Origin of the sequence: Nocardioides flavescens (genome assembly GCF_009823805.1) — a bacterium.
GTDB lineage: Bacteria > Actinomycetota > Actinomycetes > Propionibacteriales > Nocardioidaceae > Nocardioides > Nocardioides flavescens.
Window position 1 is genome coordinate 99,855 of record NZ_WUEK01000014.1, and the last position, 17,066, is coordinate 116,920.

The 17,066-nt window shown below is 72.1% G+C and carries 18 protein-coding genes; 13 read left to right on the top strand and 5 right to left on the bottom strand.

Translation table 11 applies throughout. From position 1 onward, the window contains the following. Positions 1 to 87 precede the first annotated feature (87 nt). Genes GRQ65_RS19410 through GRQ65_RS24190 form a run of 5 tightly spaced genes read left to right on the top strand, consistent with a single transcriptional unit; the run spans position 88 to position 6,498 of the window. Positions 88 to 687, top strand: a complete 600-nt coding sequence (locus GRQ65_RS19410) for a hypothetical protein (protein ID WP_160879645.1) — start codon at positions 88 to 90, stop codon at positions 685 to 687. Beyond that, positions 684 to 1,616, top strand: a complete 933-nt coding sequence (locus GRQ65_RS19415; protein ID WP_337191893.1) for an LCP family protein — start codon at positions 684 to 686, stop codon at positions 1,614 to 1,616. Before GRQ65_RS19410 ends, GRQ65_RS19415 begins: the two co-directional genes overlap by 4 nt. Further along, positions 1,616 to 2,194, top strand: a complete 579-nt coding sequence (locus GRQ65_RS19420; protein WP_237448572.1) for a sulfotransferase family 2 domain-containing protein — start codon at positions 1,616 to 1,618, stop codon at positions 2,192 to 2,194. Before GRQ65_RS19415 ends, GRQ65_RS19420 begins: the two co-directional genes overlap by 1 nt. 60 nt (positions 2,195 to 2,254) lie before the next feature. Next, positions 2,255 to 4,381 carry an SGNH hydrolase domain-containing protein gene (locus GRQ65_RS24185; RefSeq protein ID WP_160879647.1) on the top strand — a complete coding sequence of 709 codons (2,127 nt, stop codon included), beginning with the start codon at positions 2,255 to 2,257 and terminating at the stop codon, positions 4,379 to 4,381. Further along, positions 4,378 to 6,498 (top strand): acyltransferase family protein, encoded by a 2,121-nt coding sequence (locus tag GRQ65_RS24190; protein WP_160879648.1) that lies wholly within the window; start codon positions 4,378 to 4,380, stop codon positions 6,496 to 6,498. The genes GRQ65_RS24185 and GRQ65_RS24190 overlap by 4 nt, the downstream gene beginning before the upstream one ends. A 276-nt stretch (positions 6,499 to 6,774) precedes the next feature. On the opposite strand, the gene GRQ65_RS19435 is transcribed toward GRQ65_RS24190, so the two are convergent. Next, positions 6,775 to 7,689: a ferritin-like domain-containing protein gene (locus tag GRQ65_RS19435; protein ID WP_202388378.1), complete on the bottom strand. Its 915-nt coding sequence runs from the start codon at positions 7,687 to 7,689 to the stop codon at positions 6,775 to 6,777. Between the two features lie 252 nt (positions 7,690 to 7,941). Here GRQ65_RS19435 and GRQ65_RS19440 point away from each other — a divergent pair, with 252 nt between their 5' ends. From GRQ65_RS19440 to GRQ65_RS19450, 3 genes are all read left to right on the top strand, one after another. Then, positions 7,942 to 9,174 (top strand): Nramp family divalent metal transporter, encoded by a 1,233-nt coding sequence (locus GRQ65_RS19440; protein WP_160879650.1) that lies wholly within the window; start codon positions 7,942 to 7,944, stop codon positions 9,172 to 9,174. 65 nt (positions 9,175 to 9,239) lie between these two features. Continuing rightward, the gene (locus GRQ65_RS19445; RefSeq protein WP_160879651.1) at positions 9,240 to 10,193 is read left to right on the top strand and encodes an iron-containing redox enzyme family protein; all 954 of its coding nucleotides are present in this window, start codon (positions 9,240 to 9,242) and stop codon (positions 10,191 to 10,193) included. Continuing rightward, positions 10,190 to 10,396 (top strand): CDGSH iron-sulfur domain-containing protein, encoded by a 207-nt coding sequence (locus GRQ65_RS19450; RefSeq protein WP_337191895.1) that lies wholly within the window; start codon positions 10,190 to 10,192, stop codon positions 10,394 to 10,396. The genes GRQ65_RS19445 and GRQ65_RS19450 overlap by 4 nt, the downstream gene beginning before the upstream one ends. Positions 10,397 to 10,531: 135 nt before the next feature. Here the strand turns inward: GRQ65_RS19450 and GRQ65_RS19455 are convergent, their stop codons facing one another. Together GRQ65_RS19455 and GRQ65_RS19460 are read right to left on the bottom strand one after the other, a co-directional pair. Next, complete coding sequence (locus GRQ65_RS19455; protein ID WP_160879653.1) at positions 10,532 to 11,149, bottom strand: methyltransferase domain-containing protein; 618 nt, start codon at positions 11,147 to 11,149, stop codon at positions 10,532 to 10,534. Between the two features lies 1 nt (position 11,150). Next, positions 11,151 to 11,960, bottom strand: coding sequence for a sigma-70 family RNA polymerase sigma factor (locus GRQ65_RS19460; protein WP_160879654.1), 810 nt, complete (start codon positions 11,958 to 11,960; stop codon positions 11,151 to 11,153). A gap of 224 nt (positions 11,961 to 12,184) precedes the next feature. On the opposite strand from GRQ65_RS19460, the gene GRQ65_RS19465 reads away from it, so the two are divergent. Continuing rightward, on the top strand, positions 12,185 to 12,805 hold the full coding sequence (locus GRQ65_RS19465; protein WP_337191896.1) for a response regulator transcription factor: 621 nt from the start codon (positions 12,185 to 12,187) through the stop codon (positions 12,803 to 12,805). A 29-nt stretch (positions 12,806 to 12,834) separates the two neighbouring features. Here GRQ65_RS19465 and GRQ65_RS19470 read toward each other — a convergent pair whose 3' ends face one another. Together GRQ65_RS19470 and GRQ65_RS19475 are read right to left on the bottom strand one after the other, a co-directional pair. After that, positions 12,835 to 13,821 carry an LLM class F420-dependent oxidoreductase gene (locus GRQ65_RS19470; RefSeq protein WP_160879656.1) on the bottom strand — a complete coding sequence of 329 codons (987 nt, stop codon included), beginning with the start codon at positions 13,819 to 13,821 and terminating at the stop codon, positions 12,835 to 12,837. Beyond that, positions 13,818 to 14,012 carry a hypothetical protein gene (locus GRQ65_RS19475; protein ID WP_160879657.1) on the bottom strand — a complete coding sequence of 65 codons (195 nt, stop codon included), beginning with the start codon at positions 14,010 to 14,012 and terminating at the stop codon, positions 13,818 to 13,820. Before GRQ65_RS19475 ends, GRQ65_RS19470 begins: the two co-directional genes overlap by 4 nt. A gap of 54 nt (positions 14,013 to 14,066) precedes the next feature. Here GRQ65_RS19475 and GRQ65_RS19480 point away from each other — a divergent pair, with 54 nt between their 5' ends. The 4 genes from GRQ65_RS19480 (at position 14,067) to GRQ65_RS19495 (ending at position 17,020) form a co-directional block, all read left to right on the top strand. Continuing rightward, positions 14,067 to 14,753: an HAD family hydrolase gene (locus GRQ65_RS19480; RefSeq protein WP_160879658.1), complete on the top strand. Its 687-nt coding sequence runs from the start codon at positions 14,067 to 14,069 to the stop codon at positions 14,751 to 14,753. After that, positions 14,750 to 15,265 carry a hypothetical protein gene (locus tag GRQ65_RS19485; RefSeq protein WP_160879659.1) on the top strand — a complete coding sequence of 172 codons (516 nt, stop codon included), beginning with the start codon at positions 14,750 to 14,752 and terminating at the stop codon, positions 15,263 to 15,265. Before GRQ65_RS19480 ends, GRQ65_RS19485 begins: the two co-directional genes overlap by 4 nt. Positions 15,266 to 15,292: 27 nt before the next feature. After that, on the top strand, positions 15,293 to 15,685 hold the full coding sequence (locus tag GRQ65_RS19490; RefSeq protein WP_202388379.1) for a DUF421 domain-containing protein: 393 nt from the start codon (positions 15,293 to 15,295) through the stop codon (positions 15,683 to 15,685). A gap of 147 nt (positions 15,686 to 15,832) precedes the next feature. Next, the gene (locus tag GRQ65_RS19495) at positions 15,833 to 17,020 is read left to right on the top strand and encodes a zinc-dependent alcohol dehydrogenase (protein ID WP_160879660.1); all 1,188 of its coding nucleotides are present in this window, start codon (positions 15,833 to 15,835) and stop codon (positions 17,018 to 17,020) included. The last annotated feature ends 46 nt before the right edge of the window (positions 17,021 to 17,066 follow it).

The window sequence follows — 17,066 nt, forward strand, 5'->3', positions numbered from 1 at the left end:
GACGGGTCGTCCGGAGACGGACTCCACGTTAGTCCTCCCCTCCAGCAAATGCAGGGGTGAGGTCGGGGTGCGTGTGAGGGTGTCCCCATGATGTGGCTCACCTTGCGGCGCGCGGTCGTCACGGGCGCCGTCCTGCTGACCGTCGTGGCCACGGGCTGCAGCGGCGACGACGAGCCGGACCGCCCTGGTGGTGGCGACGCCTCGACCGGTGCCGCCAGCGGGTCGGACACCACCGCCCCGGTCGAGACCGTCGTGACCCTCGGCAACCTCGGCAAGGGGGTCGGCGACGCCAAGCGGGAGCGGATCAAGACGAGCCTGGTCGCGGCGCTCGACCCGTGGTTCGACGGGGCGTGGCTGGGAGAGTTCCCGCGCAGCGACTACGCGCCGGCGTTCGCTGCGTTCACACCGGGGGCGGCCCGCGACGCCCAGCGCGACCTCGCGCTGCTGAGCAACCAGGCGATCTCCGACCGGATCGACACCGCCACCGCCACCCGCCGCAAGGTGCGGCTCGACGTGTTCTCCCACGACGGGCACCCGCGCGGCGGCACCGTCCAGTTCCTGCTCGACTTCGACACCACCGGCACGCTCGCCGAGAGCCGGCGTGTCACGGGGAGGCTGTACGTCACGCGGTCCGAGGGACAGTGGCAGGTCTTCGGCTACGACGTGGACGAGGCGGTGGCGCAGTGAGGGCGCGGACGATCGGCAGGACGAGGGGGCTGCGGCTGGCCGCGCTGGCGACCGTGCTCGCCGTGGGGATCGGGGTCGCCCCGACGTCGACGGTGAAGCCCACCGACATGGCGCTGGTGCAGGTGCAGAAGGCCAGCAGCGTCGACGTCGGCGGTGACGGCGACAGCGACGTCGTGTGGATCATGGCCGTCGGCTCGGACGCGCGCCCGGGCGAGGACATGACCCGCACCCGCGGCGACGCGCTGCAGCTGATCGGACTCGACGCACGTACGGGAGCGGCGACCGCGATCGGCATCCCGCGCGACTCCTACGTCTCGATCCCGGGCTACGGCAGCGACCGGATCAACGCCTCGCTCTACTACGGCGGGCCGCAGCTGCTGGCCGACACCGTCGGCGACCTCGTCGGCATCGAGCCCGACTTCGTGTTCGTGACCCGCTTCGAGAAGTTCAAGGCGATGGTCGACTCCATCGGCGGCATCGACGTCGACAACCCGGTGGCGTTCAGCGACCCCTACTTGAAGCCGAAGGGGTTCGCGGTGGGGGAGCAGCACCTCAACGGCTACCTCGCCCTCACCTTCGCCCGGGTCCGCAAGGACCTGCTGCGCGGCGACTTCGACCGCTCCGCCAACCAGCAGCGGGTCCTGCGCGGCATCGCCGCCAAGATCCGCGCCCGCGCCGACCGCCCCGGCTTCATCGAGGACGGCGCCACGACCGCGCTGGAGAACATGGCCGTCACCGCCTCGCCCACCGAGGTCTACCGCCTCGCCCGCGCCGCCGCGACGATCCGCCCCGGGAAGATCACCTCCTGCGTGCTGCAGGGCGACATCGGTGACGTGGGCGGCGCCAGCGTGGTGCTGCCCTACACCGACCAGGCGAAGCGGCTGGGCGACCGCGCTCGCGACGACGCCACCCTGGAGTCCTGCACGTGATGGCGTTCGCGGACCGCGGGTTCGTCTTCCTGTCGATGCCCAAGGCGGGCTCGACGGTGCTGCAGCGGCACTTCGCGCGCCACGCGATGATCCTGGTGCGGCAGCCGCCGGGGATGAAGCACATGTCGGCCTCGACCTACGAGTCGGTGATGGCGCCGTGGCTGGAGCGCTACGGCCACCCGCGCTCGTCGTACGAGACGACCTGTCTGGTGCGCCACCCGATCGACCGGGCGGTGTCGTGGTGGAAGTACCGGTCCCGGCCGGGCGCACGGCACTCGAGCGCCGAGATGGGGTTCGCGGAGTTCGCCGACGGGCTGATCAGCGGTGAGATCGGCCTCGGGACGGCCGCCAACTTCGTGACCGACGCCGAGGGACGCGTCATCGTCGACCGGCTCTACCGCTACGAGCACCTCGGCGCGGCGACCGCGTGGATGTCGGAGCAGCTCGGCATCGAGCCGCCGGTGCTCGAGCCCACCAACGTCAGCCCCGACCGCCCGGGCGAGGTGGACGTCACCACGCGCGCCCGGCTCGAGGAGCACTTCGCCGCCGACCTCGCGGTCTACGAGGCCGCGCGGTAGGACACGTCCGCGGGCTCGGCGAAGCGGGCCAGCCCGGGCACCCGACCTATCATCTCGACCGTGCAGCAGGGCTTCCGGCGCGACATCCAGGGACTCCGCGCCCTGGCCGTCGTGCTCGTGGTGCTCGACCACGCGCAGATCGGTCCCTTCCACGGCGGGTTCGTCGGCGTCGACGTCTTCTTCGTGATCTCGGGCTTCCTCATCACCGGACTCCTGGTGGCCGAGGCCGAGCGGACCGGGCGCGTCTCGCTCCTCAGCTTCTACGCCCGGCGCGCCGGGCGCATCCTGCCGGCGGCCACGCTGGTGCTGGTCGTGACCATCGTGGCGGGGCTGTTCCTGCTGAGCGCGGTCGAGGCGAGCGGAGCGATCGAGGACGCGCTGTGGGCCACCTTCTTCGCGGCCAACTTCAAGTTCGCCCACGACGGCACCGACTACTTCCAGGCCGAGAACGCCCCGTCGCCGCTGCAGCACTACTGGTCGCTCGCGGTGGAGGAGCAGTTCTACGTCGTCTGGCCGCTGCTCGTGCTGCTGCTGTGCCTCTACTCCGCCTGGCGGGCGCGCCGCAGCGTCGGCAGCCGCAGCACCGGCCCCCGGCTGCGCGACCTGGCCGTCTCGCCGCTCGTGGTGATCATCGGCGTCTCGCTGGCCTTCTCGGTCACCTACAGCACCACCGACCCGGTCGCGGCGTACTTCTCGCCGTTCACCCGCGCCTGGGAGCTCGCCGTCGGCGCCCTCGCCGCGTGCCTCGTCGCCCGGCTGGCGACCGTGAAGCCCGCGGTCCAGGCCGCGCTGTCGTGGGCGGGGCTGGCCGCGGTCGTGGTGGCCTCGCTGGCCTTCGACGGCAGCACGACGTTCCCCGGGTACGCCGCGGCGCTGCCCGTCCTCGGCACCGCGGCGCTGCTCGTCGGCGGGCTCGCCCCGGCGGCGTGGGGGCCCCAGCGGCTGCTGACCGTCGCGCCGGTGCGGGCCCTGGGGGACTGGTCCTACTCGCTGTACCTGTGGCACTGGCCCGCGCTGATCATCGTCTCGGCGGCCTGGCGCGACGCCTCGGGCTGGGTCGGGGCGCTGGTGGTCGCGGGGGTCGTGCCGCTCTCGGCGCTGAGCTACCACTTCGTGGAGAACCCCGTGCGCCGCGCCAAGCTGCTCCAGGGCCGCCGGCTGCGCGGGGTGCTGCTCTACCCCGCGGTCATCGTGCTGACCCTGCCGATGCTCGCGGCGGCCAACACCGTCGTCGCGGACGAGATCTCCGGCGGTGGCCCGCCGATCACGACCTCGGCGTTCGGCCAGTCGACCGGCGAGGGTCAGCCCGGCTTCAGCACCGACCCCGTCGTGGCGCTCGTGCAGGCCTCGATCGAGGCCGCACAGAACGGCTACGAGATCCCGGCCGACCTCAAGCCGTCGCTGCTGGACCTCGACCAGGACATCCCCGACCTCGGCGAGTGCCAGTACTTCGAGATCAACTCCGACCGCCCGCTCTGCCCGCGCGGTGACACCGAGGGCGACAAGACGCTGGTGCTGATCGGCGACTCGCACGCGCGCCAGTGGGTGCCGGCTCTCGACGAGCTGGCCAAGCGCTACGGCTACGTCGCCTACTACCTGATCCGCGAGGGCTGCCCTTCCTCCGACGTCACGCCGTGGCTGATCAAGGGTGGCCCCAGCACCGACTGCGAGGACTTCCAGGACTGGGCGCGCGAGCAGGTCGCCGAGCTGCAGCCCGACGTCGTGCTGATGGGTTCGGAGGCCAACCGCCGCGGCTTCGCCGACGACGACGGCAACCTCGTGGACGACGTACCGACGATGGCGACGATGTACCACGACGGGATGCAGAAGCAGATCGACGAGATCTCGCCGGACACCGACCGGGTCATCGTCATCGGCGACCCGCCGGCGGTCGTGATCCACCCGGGCCGCTGCCTGTCCGAGCGTGACGCGACGCTGAAGTCGTGCTTGTCGGGGGAGGAGCAGGCCTCGCTGACCTTCATCGACGCCCTGCGCCAGGCGGCGGCCTCGCGCGGCGTGCAGTTCGTCGAGACCGGCTCGTGGTTCTGCGCGGACGGGCTGTGCCCCGCCGTCGTCGGTGACTACATCGCCCACCGCGACCGCACCCACATCAGCCAGAGCTACGCGCGCTACCTCACCGACGAGCTCGAGGGGCAGATCCTCCTCGACCCGGCAGCCGCCCGGTGACCGCCCCGGTGACCGCGCCCGCGACCGCGCCCGCCGTCGTGCACCGCGACGACATCCAGGGCCTGCGCGCCATCGCGGTCGTGACGGTGATCTGCGCGCACGCCGGGGTGCCGTTCCTCCCGGGCGGCTTCGTCGGCGTCGACGTGTTCTTCGTGATCTCGGGCTTCCTCATCACCCAGCTGCTGTTCCGCGAGGTCGAGCGGACCGGGCGCGTCTCGCTGTCGGGCTTCTACGCTCGCCGGGCCCGGCGCATCCTGCCGGCGGCCACCCTGGTCACCCTCGCGACCCTGGCCGCCTCGGCGATCTGGCTCTCCGCGGTCGACCTGCAGACGATCGTGCGCGACGCGCTGTGGTCGACGTTCTTCCTGGCCAACGTGCACTTCGCGGCGGTCGGCACCGACTACTTCGCCCAGGAGGAGCCGCCCTCGCCGCTGCAGCACTACTGGTCACTGTCGGTCGAGGAGCAGTTCTACCTCGTCTGGCCGATCGTGCTGCTGGTCCTCGTGCTCCTCGCCGCGCGGCGCGGTCGGCGCACCGGGCTGCCTCGCGGCCCGGTCGCCGCGGTGCTGGTCGTGGCGACGCTGGCGTCGTTCGCGTGGTCGGCCGCCTCGACCGCCTCGACCCCGCTCTCGGCGTACTTCTCGACCCCTGCGCGAGCCTGGGAGCTCGGTCTCGGCGCGCTCACGGCGCTGGTCGCGCCCGCCGTCGCGGGCCGGCTGAGCACCGCCGCCCGCTCGGCGCTCTGCCTGGCCGGGCTCGGGCTCATCTTGCTGGCGTGCGTGGCGTTCTCGGAGGCGACGCCGTTCCCCGGCTCGGCCGCGGCGGTGCCGGTCGTCGGCTCCGCGCTCGTGCTGCTGGCCGGGGCGGCCGGGCCCGCGGGTGCGGCCGGGCGGCTGCTCGGTGTGCGCCCGATGCAGGTCGTGGGGGACTGGTCCTACTCGCTCTACCTGTGGCACTGGCCGGTGCTCATCATCGCCGAGCGGTACGTCGACGCGCCGCTCGGCGTCGTGCGCGCCACCGCGTGCGTGGCGCTCACCTTCGTCCTCTCGGCGCTGACCTACCGCTTCGTCGAGCAGCCGTTCCGCAGCCCGGTGCGGTTCCCCACGCGACGGGCGATCGCGCTCTACCCGGGGGCGGTGGCCCTCGTGGCGGCGAGCGCGTTCGGCGGGCAGTGGTACAGCGAGTACTCCTCCGGGGCGCTCGGCGACAACCCCGCCATCACGCTGACGAACTTCGGCGCCGACCCGTCCTCGGTCGACCTGGCCAAGGACAAGACCGTCGCGCTCGTGCAGGCCTCGGTGATCGCAGCCCGCAACGACATGGCGATCCCGAGCAAGCTGCGGCCGGACCTGCTGTCGGTGCGCGACGACGAGCCGGACGTCGGGGCGTGCGACTACGAGAAGGACTCGCGCGAGGTCTGCCCCCGCGGCGACGTCGACGCCGACCGCTCGATCGTGGTCTTCGGCAACTCCCACGGCCGGATGTGGATCCCGGCGTTCGACAAGATCGGCGAGGAGCTCGGCTACACCACCTACTACTTCGTCAAGCCCAACTGCGCGGCCACGCTCGTCACGGTCGGTCAGCTCGAGCCGGGCTCACCGCTGTGGCAGGAGTGCGACGACTTCCGGGCCTTCGCCCTCGACCAGATCGCGCAGCTCGACCCCGACCTGGTCGTCGTCTCGACGAGCGGCCCCAACCCGGTGCTCTACGACGCCGACGGCAACCGCATCCCCAAGGACGGGCTCGACGCCGCCGCGCGGCAGGGCTACGTCGACCTCTTCACCCGGCTCGACTCCACCGCCCAGCGCACCGTCCTGCTGCGCGACGTACCGAAGAACGAGAACCTGCCCGACGAGTGCCTGACCGAGCAGAGCAACACCCTCGGCGACTGCCTGTGGAAGCCGCTCGCGGCCTCGACCCAGGACGCCGACATCTCGGTGGACGCCGCGGAGGCGACCGGCACCGAGGTCGTCGACCCGACGAAGTGGGTCTGCTGGCAGGGCGAGTGCCCTGCGGTCATCGGCGACGTCCTGCCCTACCGCGACCGCGGCCACCTCACCACGGTGTACGCCGGGTCGCTGGCGGGTGAGCTCGAACGAGCTCTGGGTCTGCAATAGCCCACCGGTGGTGGAGGAGGGCCGCTGGGCCCGTCTCGAAACCACCCTCACCGACAGTGGTTTCGAGACAGGACTTCGTCCTTCCTCAACCATCGGGTCGGAAATGACGACGTCCGCGGAGTCGCCCGGTGCCGGGCGACTCCGCGGACGGGTCGGATCAGCTGTGCGCGAGGGCCGTGGCCGGACGTCGCACGGGGTGGGAGACCATCCAGATGCCGCGCAGCAGGACGGTGAGCCAGGCCACGAGGGCCAGTGCGGAGACGACGACCACGACGATCAGCCCTTCTTGCGGCGCTGGTTGGCGCTGGTGGTGAGCACGCCGTTGGTGCCCTTGGGGAAGAACCCACCCTTGCGGGCCTTCTTGTCGGTCAGGTACGCGATGTTGTGCACCTGGAACGGGTCGCGCGAGTAGGCGATGCCGTTCTTGTCCGTCGGCACCAGGTTGGCCACCTGGGCGGTGCCGATGCCCTGGTCGTCGTTCTTGCGGCCGTCGAGGCTGTCGCGGGCGTCGCTGATCGCCTGCGCCTGGGCGTAGAGGCCCTTCTGGTAAAGCGCGGTGCGCACGATGCCCGCGTGGTAGGCCTCGACCGCGAGGATGCCGGCGGCGGCCTCGAGGTAGGTCTTGTTCTGGATCAGGGGAGCGGCGCCCTTGTAGGCCGTGACCCCGACGTCCTCGAAGATGAAGGCGGCCAGCAGGAAGCTGTCCTCGTCGAGGAACGGGTTGAAGGTCTGACCCGGCTGGATCAGGCCGGCAGCCGTGGCGGCGGCGGTGAAGCTGCTCTGCAGGTCGATGGCCGGGCGGGCGACCTTGGCGCCGCCGAGGGCCTTGCGCAGGAACTTCACGTGGTCGAGCTCGTCGATCGCGATCTCACGGGCGTAGTTGGCGATGGCCGGGGTCTTGAACGGCACCGCCGAGCCGCCGACGACACCGCCCTTCTTGCCCTTGCCGCCGGTGAGGTTGTTCTTCAGCCCGGTGCCGAACGCAGCGATGTTGTAGAACTCCGCCTCGAGGTACTCGAGGTTGAGCGCGAAGTTGAGGATCGCGCCGTCGGTGATCTTGGGGGCGGCCATCGCGCCGTCGGTCATCGCGCCGAGGGCGGTCGCGCCGCCGACGGTCCCGAGGCCGGCGACACCGGCAGCCTTGAGGAACGAGCGGCGGTCCGCCTCGTTCTCCGCGCTGCGGTTGATCATGTCGGTGACTACTGCCTTGCCGAACAATGTGCTCTCCGATCAAGAAAGGGATCTGGACGAGGACCCACGTCGTGGGCTTGCATCCCGGACAGGCGTGCACTGCCGTCCTCGCGGTGGGTTCGGTACCCCCGGCCCGTCGGATTGGTCCTGGTGGGAAATTTTTCGAGAAGTTGGCTCGACGGTCGTCCAATCCGGACACCCGGGGGCACCGAACCACTCGCCGGCAGCCGGTCGACAGGAGACGATGCCCTCATGTTCCAGGACCGCAGTCGGACCGTCCCCCGAGCGCTGGTCCGGGGACCGCTGCCGCTGCTGGGCCCCGCGTTCGTCACGGCCATCGCGTACGTCGACCCGGGCAACTTCGCGACCAACCTGACCGCCGGCTCGACGTACGGCTACCTGCTCGTGTGGGTGGTCGTGGTCAGCAACCTGATGGCGATGCTCATCCAGTACCTCTCCGCCAAGGTCGGCATCGCCACCGGCAAGACGCTGCCCGCGCTGTGCCGCGACGAGTTCTCGCGGCGCACCAACAAGGGCCTGTGGCTGCAGGCCGAGGGCGTGGCGATCGCGACCGACCTGGCCGAGGTCGTGGGCGGGGCGCTCGCGCTGAAGATCCTCTTCGACCTCCCGCTCGTCGTCGGCGGGCTCATCACCGCCCTCGTGGCCTTCGGGCTGCTGGTCCTGCACGGCCGGGGGCACCGTCCGTTCGAGGTCGCGATCACCGGGCTGCTCGCCGTCATCCTGATCGGCTTCCTCTACGACGTGGCGCACAGCGGTCTGGAGCCGCTCGCGATCGTCCAGGGCACGGTCCCGCGCTTCGACGGCCCCGACTCGCTCATGCTGGCCGCCGGCATGCTCGGCGCGACGGTGATGCCACACGCGATCTACCTGCACAGCGCGCTCACCAACGGTCGCTACGTGCGGCGCACGGAGGAGCAGCGACGGGCCCTGGTGCGCAGCCAGCGCATCGACGTCGTGAGCGCCATGTCGATCGCGGGCGTCATGAACCTGCTGCTGCTGGTCATCGGCGCCGCCGCGCTGCGAGGGGACGGCCCGCCCGTCGACACCATCGAGGGCGCGCACGCGGCGTTCGGCGCCCAGCTCGGCGCGGGAGCGGCGCTGCTGTTCGCGCTCTCGCTCCTGGCCTCCGGCTTCGCCGCCTCCTCGGTCGGCACGCTCTCGGGCCAGATCGTGATGGAGGGGTTCATCCAGCGCCGCATCCCGCTGGTGCTGCGTCGGGGCATCACCCTCGCTCCCGCCCTGGCCGTGCTCGCCCTCGGCATCGACCCCACGCGGGCACTGGTGGTCTCACAGGTGGTGCTGTCGTTCGGCATCCCGTTCGCCCTGGTGCCGCTCGTGCTGTTCACGCGCCGGCGGGACCTCATGGGCGGGCTGGTGAACCGGCAGGTGACCACGCTGGCGGCCGCTGTCGTGGCGGCGCTGATCATCGCCCTCAACGGCGTGCTGCTCGTCCAGCTCGTCTGACCGGGCCACCTCACCTTCACCCCCGTGGGTGGGGTGAGGCGCGGAGGCGCGGATACCTGGACGCGGTGACGTCCCTCCCGAAGCCCCGAGGCCGCCTCAGCGACGCCGTGCTGCTCGCCCTGCGCGAGCTCCCCGAGCAGCCGGTCGAGCGGATCGACGCCGAACCCGAGTCCGACGACGACGCCGCGATCACCCTCTGGACGCTGCACGAGCTGCACTACCGCGGGTTCGACGAGGTCGACGACCGCGCCGAGTGGGAGCCCGAGCTGCTCCGGGTGCGTCGCCGGCTGGAGGAGCGCCTCGAGGCGGCGCTGCGCGAGCGCTGGCCGGGGGTGCCGGACGGTCTCGACCTCCAGCGCGACTTCTTCGACTGGGTCGCCGACCACGACGGGCCGTCCATCGCCCGCCACGTGCACACCGCGGCGACGCGGGACCAGGTGCTCGACCTGCTGCGGGTGCGCTCGGTCTACCACCTCAAGGAGGCGGACCCGACGACCTGGGTCGTACCGCGCCTGCCGGTCGGCCCCAAGGCGGCGCTCGTCGAGCTGCAGTTCGACGAGTACGGCGTCGGCGACCCGGCCCGGCTGCACGCCGTGCTGTTCGCCCAGGGAATGGAGGCCAGCGGGCTGCGCGCGGACTACGCGGCGTACGTCGACGAGGCTCCGGCCGAGATCCTCGAGCAGAACAACGCGCTGTCGATGTTCGGGCTCCAGCGCCGGCTGCGGGCCTCGGCGCTGGGTCACCTGGCGGCGTTCGAGGCGACCAGCTCGATGCCCTCGCGTCGCATGGCGCAGGGGCTCGACCGGCTGGGGTTCCCCGCGGAGATGGCGGCGTACTACACCGAGCACGTCGAGGCCGACGCGGTGCACGAGCAGACCGCGCTGCGCGACATCTGCGTCGCGCTGGTCGCCGAGGAGCCCGTCCTCGAGGCCGACGTGTGGTTCGGCGCCTGGGCGTGCCTGGACCTCGAGGACCGCACGGCACGCCGGCTGCTCTCCGGATGGGGCGTGGCCGCGTGACCCGCCCCGCGACCCGCCCCGACGTCGTGATGTGCCCGGGTGGTCCGATGCTGCTGCGCGGTGACCACGTGGTGGTCGACGACGACGGCGTCAGCCACGCCACCACGCGACCGGTCAGCGCCGTGTGCCGCTGCGGCAAGTCGGCCTCGAAGCCCTGGTGCGACGGCACCCACAAGGTGCTGCCGCCCAAGCTGCGGCCGTAGCGCCACCTGGGGCGTGGCTTCGAGACAGGACCTCGTCCTTCCTCAACCACCGTGCCGGTGGTTGAGGAGGTCCGCTAGGACCGTCTCGAGACCACGCCCGTCGGCAGTGGCTTCGAGACACGACTCCGTCCTTCCTCAACCACCAGAGGCGCGGTCGATCCGGATCAGCGAGCCGCGCGGGAAGGCCCGGGTCTCGGCCACCCTCAGGTCGGGGTGGTCCTCGACGAGCGCGGTCACGGCGTCGGCCTGGTCGGGACCGGCCTGGAGCACCGCGGAGCCTTGGGGCAGCAGGTGGCCCGCGACCACGGCGAGGCAGGAGCGGACGAGGTCGAGCCCGTCGTCGCCTCCGTCGATCGCGAGGACCGGGTCCTCCGGGAACTCCGCAACACCGCTCGTCGGCACCCACGGCGGGTCGGCGATGACCACGGCGAACCGCTCGTCGGCACCGAGGACGGCGTCCATCCGGCCCTCCCGGACGTCGACGGGTACGCCGGCCGCGGCGGCGTTCTGCCGCAGGTAGTCGCAGGCCACCGGGTCGGCGTCGACGCAGACGAGCGAGCGGGGCGCCAGGTGCACCGCGAGCAGCCCGATGTGGCCGGCCCCGGAGCACAGCTCCAGCACCGGACCGGGGGGAGCGGTGCGGATGAGCTCGGCGGCCCATTCCGACTGCGCAGCGGTCCAGATGCGCGGGGCGAGCACGCGGTCGTCGTAGGAGATCCGCAGCCCGCGGAAGTCGACGGTCTCGGTCGTCACGTCAGGCGGGCACCGCGACGGGGCCGATCTCGTCGCGCAGGTCGTCGAGGATGCGCTGGATCAGCCGGGACACCTGCATCTGCGTGACGCCGAGCTCGGCGCCGATGTCCTTCTGGCTCTGGTCCTCGAAGAACCGGAGGTAGAGGATGCGCCGGTCCCGGTCGCTGAGGTGCGCCACGACGGGGGCGAGGGTGGCGCGGGCCTCGGCCGCCTGGGCTCCGCCGTCGTCGTCCGCCGCGAGCGCGTCGCCGAGCGTCGGTCCGGCCTCGTCGGTCAGCGAGCGGTCGAGGGAGGCGGGGGCGAAGCAGCCGTACGCCGCCTCGGCCTCGGCCAGCTCCGCGGCGGTGCACCCGACGTCGCTGCTCACCTCGTCGCCCGTCGGCAGGCGGCCGAGGTCCTGGGTCAGTCGCTCGATGCTCCGGTTGACCTGCCACTGGCGCTCCTGCAGGCGACGCGGCGGGCGGACCATCCAGCTCTGGTCGCGGAACCACCGCTGCACCTCGCCGCGGATGGTCGGGACCGCGTAGGTCAGCAGGTCGGGGCGCACGGTGGGGTCGAAGCGCTGGACGGCTTTGACCAGCCCCTCGTACGCCGCCTGGCGCAGGTCCTCGTCGGGCACGCCGCGGTTGCGGTAGCGGTTGGCGACGGCCTCGGCGACGCCGAGGTTGATGACGACGGCCTCGTCGAGCAGCTGCTCGCGGCGTACGTCGTCGGGGTTGTCGTGCGCCTCGCGGAGCAGCTCGTCGGTGCGCTGGCTGCGCTCGGCGCGGGTGAGAGTGGGGGTGGTGGAACGCGTGCGTGTGGAGTTCATCTCTGAACCCCCTTCCCAGAAGGGGGTGTCGCAGCGCCGGTTGGTGCGGACGCCGCGTCGTGCGTCGGCACGACTGCCGACCCTTCCATTAGAGATGGGTCTCAGCACAGTCTGCTCACCCCTGGGGGTGGCGTACTCGTGGGGCGCATGGGATCGGGAGTTCAGGACACCGGCGGGCGGTGACGAGCCACACAGCCTCTAAGGGCGGAACCGGTCGACGACCGGTGCTCGTCAGCGTCGTCAACGACTACCCGTTGGTGGTGGCGGGGGTCCAGCACCTGCTCCAGCCCTTCGGCGAGCGCGTCGCGCTGACCGCGGGGCCGCGCCAGCGACCCGACGTCGTCCTCTACGACACCTTCGGTCGGGCCCAGGGCCCGACCATGCGGGTGGGCGAGCTGCTGACCCGCACCCGCAGCCGGCACCTGGCCGTCTACAGCTGGAACCTCAGCGAGCCTTTGGTGCGGGCGTCCTTCGAGGCGGGGGCGTCCGGCTACCTGTTCAAGGGCCTGCCGGCCGAGCAGCTCGTCGAGGCCCTCGAGCGCGTGAGCGCCGGCACCCAGGTCTCCCCGCAGCCGTCATCGCGGACCAAGGCCCCCTCGGGCGCCGACTGGCCCGGCCGCGCCCAGGGCCTCAGCGTGCGCGAGGCGGAGATCGTCGCCCTCATCACCCGCGGTCTCACCAACGAGGAGATCGCCGAGCAGACCTTCCTCAGCATCAACTCGGTCAAGACCTACATCCGCACGGCCTACCGCAAGATGGGCGTGACCCGTCGCCCCCAGGCGGTCCTGTGGGGCGTGCAGCACCACATGACCGCTTCCCTCGGGGGCGACGAGCCCGAGTCCTGAGGGCCGGTCCCGACGACTGGTCTCGAGGCTCAGGGAGCGGCGGCGCGCAGCTTCTCCAGGAGCGGCTCGGCCGCCTCGACGAGGAACCGGTCCTGGCCCTCGTCGCCCACCTGCACGAGCGCGACGTCGGTGAAGCCGGCCTCCCAGAACTCCGAGACGGCGTCGACGATCGCGTCGAGGTCGGGGCCGCAGGGGATGTTGTCGGCGACGTCGTCGGGTGTCACGAACTGCGTCGCCGCGGAGAACCCCGCCGTGGTCGGGAGGTCGGAGTTGACGCCCCACCCGCCCGCGAACCAGCGGAACTGCGCGTGCGCGCGCTCGACGGCGGCGTCCTCGTCGGGGTCCCAGCAGATCGGGATCTGGCCGATGGCCCGGGCGCCGTCGCCGATGCGGTCCGCGCCCTCGACGGCGTTCCACCGCGTGATGAGCTCCTCGTCCGGCTCGACCGCGACCAGGTCGTCGGCGAGCGGGCCGAACCGCTCCACGCTGCGCTCGCCCGAGACCGCGATCGCGATGCGGATCGCCTCGTCGGGCAGGTCCCACAGCCGGGCGGCGTCGACGTCGAAGTGGTCGCCGCGGTAGGTCACGAGGTCTCCCGCGAACAGCGAGGAGATGATCTCGACGGCTTCCTCCAGCATCTCCTGGCGGGTCTCGACCGCCGGCCAGCCGGCCCCGACGACGTGCTCGTTGAGGTTCTCGCCGCTGCCCAGGCCGAGCGTGAACCGGTTGTCCGAGAGCAGCGCCATCGTCGCGGCCTTCTGCGCCACGACGGCGGGGTGGTAGCGCATCGTCGGGCAGGTCACGTAGGTCATCAGCTCGACCGACTCGGTGGCGTGCGCGATCGCGCCCAGCACGCTCCAGGCGTACGGCGCGTGGCCCTGCTCGGTGAGCCAGGGGGAGTAGTGGTCGCTCGAGACCTCGAAGTCGAAGCCCGCCCGCTCGGCGGCCACGGCGTAGGTCACCAGGTCACGGGGGTCGGACTGCTCGGTCATGAGGGTGTAGCCGAAGCGGGTCATGCCGGGCTGGTACCCGAGTCGGGGCCGTCCTGGCCGTCGGTGGCGTTCTGCTTCTCCTCGGGCTCGAGGGCGAGGTCCTCGGCGACGCGACCGGCGTCGACGTGCTCGTCGGCCGGCAGGTCGGGGATCTCGTCGCGGCGCTCGGCCGGCGGGTCGTGGGGGTGGGGGACGGAGTGCATTCCGGGGCTCATGGGGGGCAGGTAACCGCTCGCGGTGGGGTTGGTCGAGGTGGGTACCCGCGCGCCATGAGCGCCGACCCCACCGTGGTCCTCGACGTCGACGGCACGCTCGTCGACACCAACTACCACCACGTCCTCGCGTGGTCCCGGGCCTTCGCGGCCCACGACGTCACCGTGCCGCTGTGGCGCGTGCACCGCGCGATCGGGATGGGAGGGGACCGTCTGGTCGGCGAGGTCGCGGGTGACGACGTCGAGGAGCGCCTCGGCGACGAGGTGCGGGCCCGGTGGAAGGACGAGTTCGACGCGGTCATCGACGAGGTGCGCCCGCTGGTCGGCGCCCGCGAGCTGCTCGCTGCGCTGAAGGACCGCGGGGTGGCCGTGGCGCTGGCGAGCTCGGCGAACCCTGAGCACGCGCACCACGCGTTCGCGCTGCTGGGGGTCGACGAGGGCGCCGAGGACGACGGTCTCGTCGACACCGCCACCAGCGCCGAGGACGCCGGGGAGTCCAAGCCCGATCCCGAGCTGGTGCAGGCCGCGCTCGACCGGCTCGGTCAGGACCTCGAGACCGGCGCCGCGTGCGTCGTCGGCGACTCGGTCCACGACGTGCGTGCCGCGCAGCGTGCCGGGCTCCCGGCGTACGCCGTGCTGACGGGCGGGACCTCGCGGGCCGAGCTGCTCGAGGCGGGCGCGGCCGGGGTCTACGTCGACCTGGACGACCTGCGCGAGCACCTGGAGGAGTGGCTGCCCCGGTGAGCGTCCTCGAAGGCCTCGAAGGCTCCCGCGCGGACGTCGTGGGGCTGTGGGGACGGCGTGGCTTCGTGACCCTGCTGCTGGCGGTCGTCCTCGCAGGCCCCGCCGGGCTGCTCGGCGTCCGCTCGGCCGACGCCTCCGCGCGAGAGGGGGAGTGGTCGCTGCACCTGGAGTACGCCGCGGTCGCCCGTGCGGGTCTCGACGTACCGTGGACCGCGACCGTGCGGCACGAGGGCGGCTTCCCGGCGGACACCCCGGTGACCCTGGTGATCACCGGCGACTACCTCGACCTCTACGAGTCCCAGGGCTTCCGTCCGGAGCCGGCGTCGTCGCGGCGCGACGGTGACACGCTCTACCTCGCCTTCGACGCGCCGCCCTCCGGCGACGAGCTGGTGGTGGGCTTCGACGCCTACGTCCAGCCTGCCGCTCAGCGGGGCCGATTCGCCACCCTCGCCGTGCTCAGCGGCGGCCGCCGCTACGCGCCGGTGACGTTCCGCACCCGGCTGCTGCCCTGATGGGGTCGTGCTGAGGGGGTCGTGCTGATGGAGATCGTGCTGCGGACCGTCGTGGTCTTCGTCTTCCTGTGGGCCGTCACGCGGGCGGTGGGGCGCTCGACCCTGGGGGAGCTCAGCACCTTCGAGCTGCTCCTCTACGTCACCATGGGCGACCTGGTGCAGCAGGCGGTGACCCAGCAGGACTACTCCGTGACCGCAGCGGTGCTGGCCGTCGGCACCTTCGCGCTGCTGACGGTCGGGCTGTCGTGGGTGCAGTGGCGCTTCCCGCGCGCCCGCGACGTCGTGACCGGGCGCCCGGTCCTGGTCGCCCACGACGGGCACCTCGACGAGGCCGCCATGGCGCGCCAGCGCCTGTCCATCGGCGACCTGCTCGTCGCGGCACGCGAGCAGGGCATCCGGCACGTCGACCACATCGAGTAAGCCGTGCTCGAGGCCGACGGCCGCATCTCGTTCTTCACGCGCGGGGACGGCGACCCGGGTGCACCCGAGCCTCCGCCCGAGGGCTGACCGGACGGCTTCACCCTGCGGGGTGGGCGTCAGCCCGCAGGTGACGGACACCGGCCCGGCATGCGTGCAGTCACCTGGCAAGGTCCCAAGGACATCCGCGTCGACCAGGTCCCCGACCCGACGATCCAGGAGCCGACCGACATCGTCATCCGCGTCACCTCGAGCGGACTGTGCGGCTCCGACCTGCACCTGTACGAGGTGCTCGGTCCGTTCATGACCCCCGGCGACATCGTCGGGCACGAGCCGATGGGCGTCGTCGAGGCCGTCGGCTCCGGGGTCTCCCACCTCGACGTGGGCGATCGCGTCGTGGTCCCGTTCAACGTCAGCTGCGGGCACTGCTTCATGTGCACCCACGACCTGCAGAGCCAGTGCGAGACCACCCAGAACACCGAGCAGGGCACCGGCGCCAGCCTGCTCGGCTACAGCAAGCTCTACGGCCAGGTGCCGGGCGGCCAGGCGGAGTACCTCCGCGTGCCGCACGGCGACTACGGTCCGATCAAGGTCCGCAACGGCCCGCCGGACGACCGCTACCTCTTCCTCAGCGACGTGCTGCCGACGGCGTGGCAGGCGCTGGAGTACGCGAACGTGCCCGACGGGGGCACGCTCGTCGTGCTCGGCGCCGGTCCGATCGGCGACATGGCGGCCCGGATCGCGCTGCACCGCGGCCACCGCGTGATCGCGGTCGACCTGGTGCCCGAGCGGCTCGCCCGCGTCGCTGCCCGCGGTGCGGAGACGATCGACATCGCCGACATGGACACCGGCGACCTCGGCGACCGCGTCCGCGAGCTCACCCAGGGCCGTGGGGCCGACTCCGTGATCGACGCCGTCGGGATGGAGGCGCACGGCTCGGGCGGCGCCAAGACGCTGCACAAGCTCGTCGGCCTGCTGCCCGACGCGGTGGCCGAGCCGCTCATGCTCAAGGCCGGCATCGACCGCCTCGCTGCGCTGAACTCGGCGTTCGACGCCGCGCGCCGCGGCGGCACCGTCTCGATCAGCGGCGTGTACGGCGGCGCGACCGACCCGATGCCGCTGTTCTCGATGTTCGACAAGCAGGTCACGGTCAAGATGGGACAGGCCAACGTGCGTCGCTGGTCCGACGACATCCTCGCCCTCCTCGACCAGGACGAGGACGTCCTCGGCGTCGAGTCCTTCGCCACCCACCACCTCTCGCTAGACGAGGCCCCCGAGGCCTACGCGAAGTTCCAGGCCAAGGAGGACGGGATGGTCAAGGTCGTGTTCCGACCCTGACGTCCTCTGCTCACGACGCCGCCGGACCCGCCGCGGGTCCGGCGGC

What these genes read in the sequence shown, in the direction of transcription:
- GRQ65_RS19410 (WP_160879645.1), top strand. Translation starts at nt 88, where the DNA reads ATGATGTGGCTCACCTTGCGGCGCGCGGTCGTCACGGGCGCCGTCCTG.
- GRQ65_RS19420 (WP_237448572.1), top strand. Translation starts at nt 1,616, where the DNA reads ATGGCGTTCGCGGACCGCGGGTTCGTCTTCCTGTCGATGCCCAAGGCG.
- GRQ65_RS19435 (WP_202388378.1), bottom strand. Translation starts at nt 7,689, where the DNA reads ATGATCAACCGCAGCGCGGAGAACGAGGCGGACCGCCGCTCGTTCCTC.
- GRQ65_RS19440 (WP_160879650.1), top strand. Translation starts at nt 7,942, where the DNA reads ATGTTCCAGGACCGCAGTCGGACCGTCCCCCGAGCGCTGGTCCGGGGA.
- GRQ65_RS19460 (WP_160879654.1), bottom strand. Translation starts at nt 11,960, where the DNA reads ATGAACTCCACACGCACGCGTTCCACCACCCCCACTCTCACCCGCGCC.
- GRQ65_RS19470 (WP_160879656.1), bottom strand. Translation starts at nt 13,821, where the DNA reads ATGACCCGCTTCGGCTACACCCTCATGACCGAGCAGTCCGACCCCCGT.
- GRQ65_RS19475 (WP_160879657.1), bottom strand. Translation starts at nt 14,012, where the DNA reads ATGAGCCCCGGAATGCACTCCGTCCCCCACCCCCACGACCCGCCGGCC.
- GRQ65_RS19480 (WP_160879658.1), top strand. Translation starts at nt 14,067, where the DNA reads ATGAGCGCCGACCCCACCGTGGTCCTCGACGTCGACGGCACGCTCGTC.
- GRQ65_RS19490 (WP_202388379.1), top strand. Translation starts at nt 15,293, where the DNA reads ATGGAGATCGTGCTGCGGACCGTCGTGGTCTTCGTCTTCCTGTGGGCC.
- GRQ65_RS19495 (WP_160879660.1), top strand. Translation starts at nt 15,833, where the DNA reads ATGCGTGCAGTCACCTGGCAAGGTCCCAAGGACATCCGCGTCGACCAG.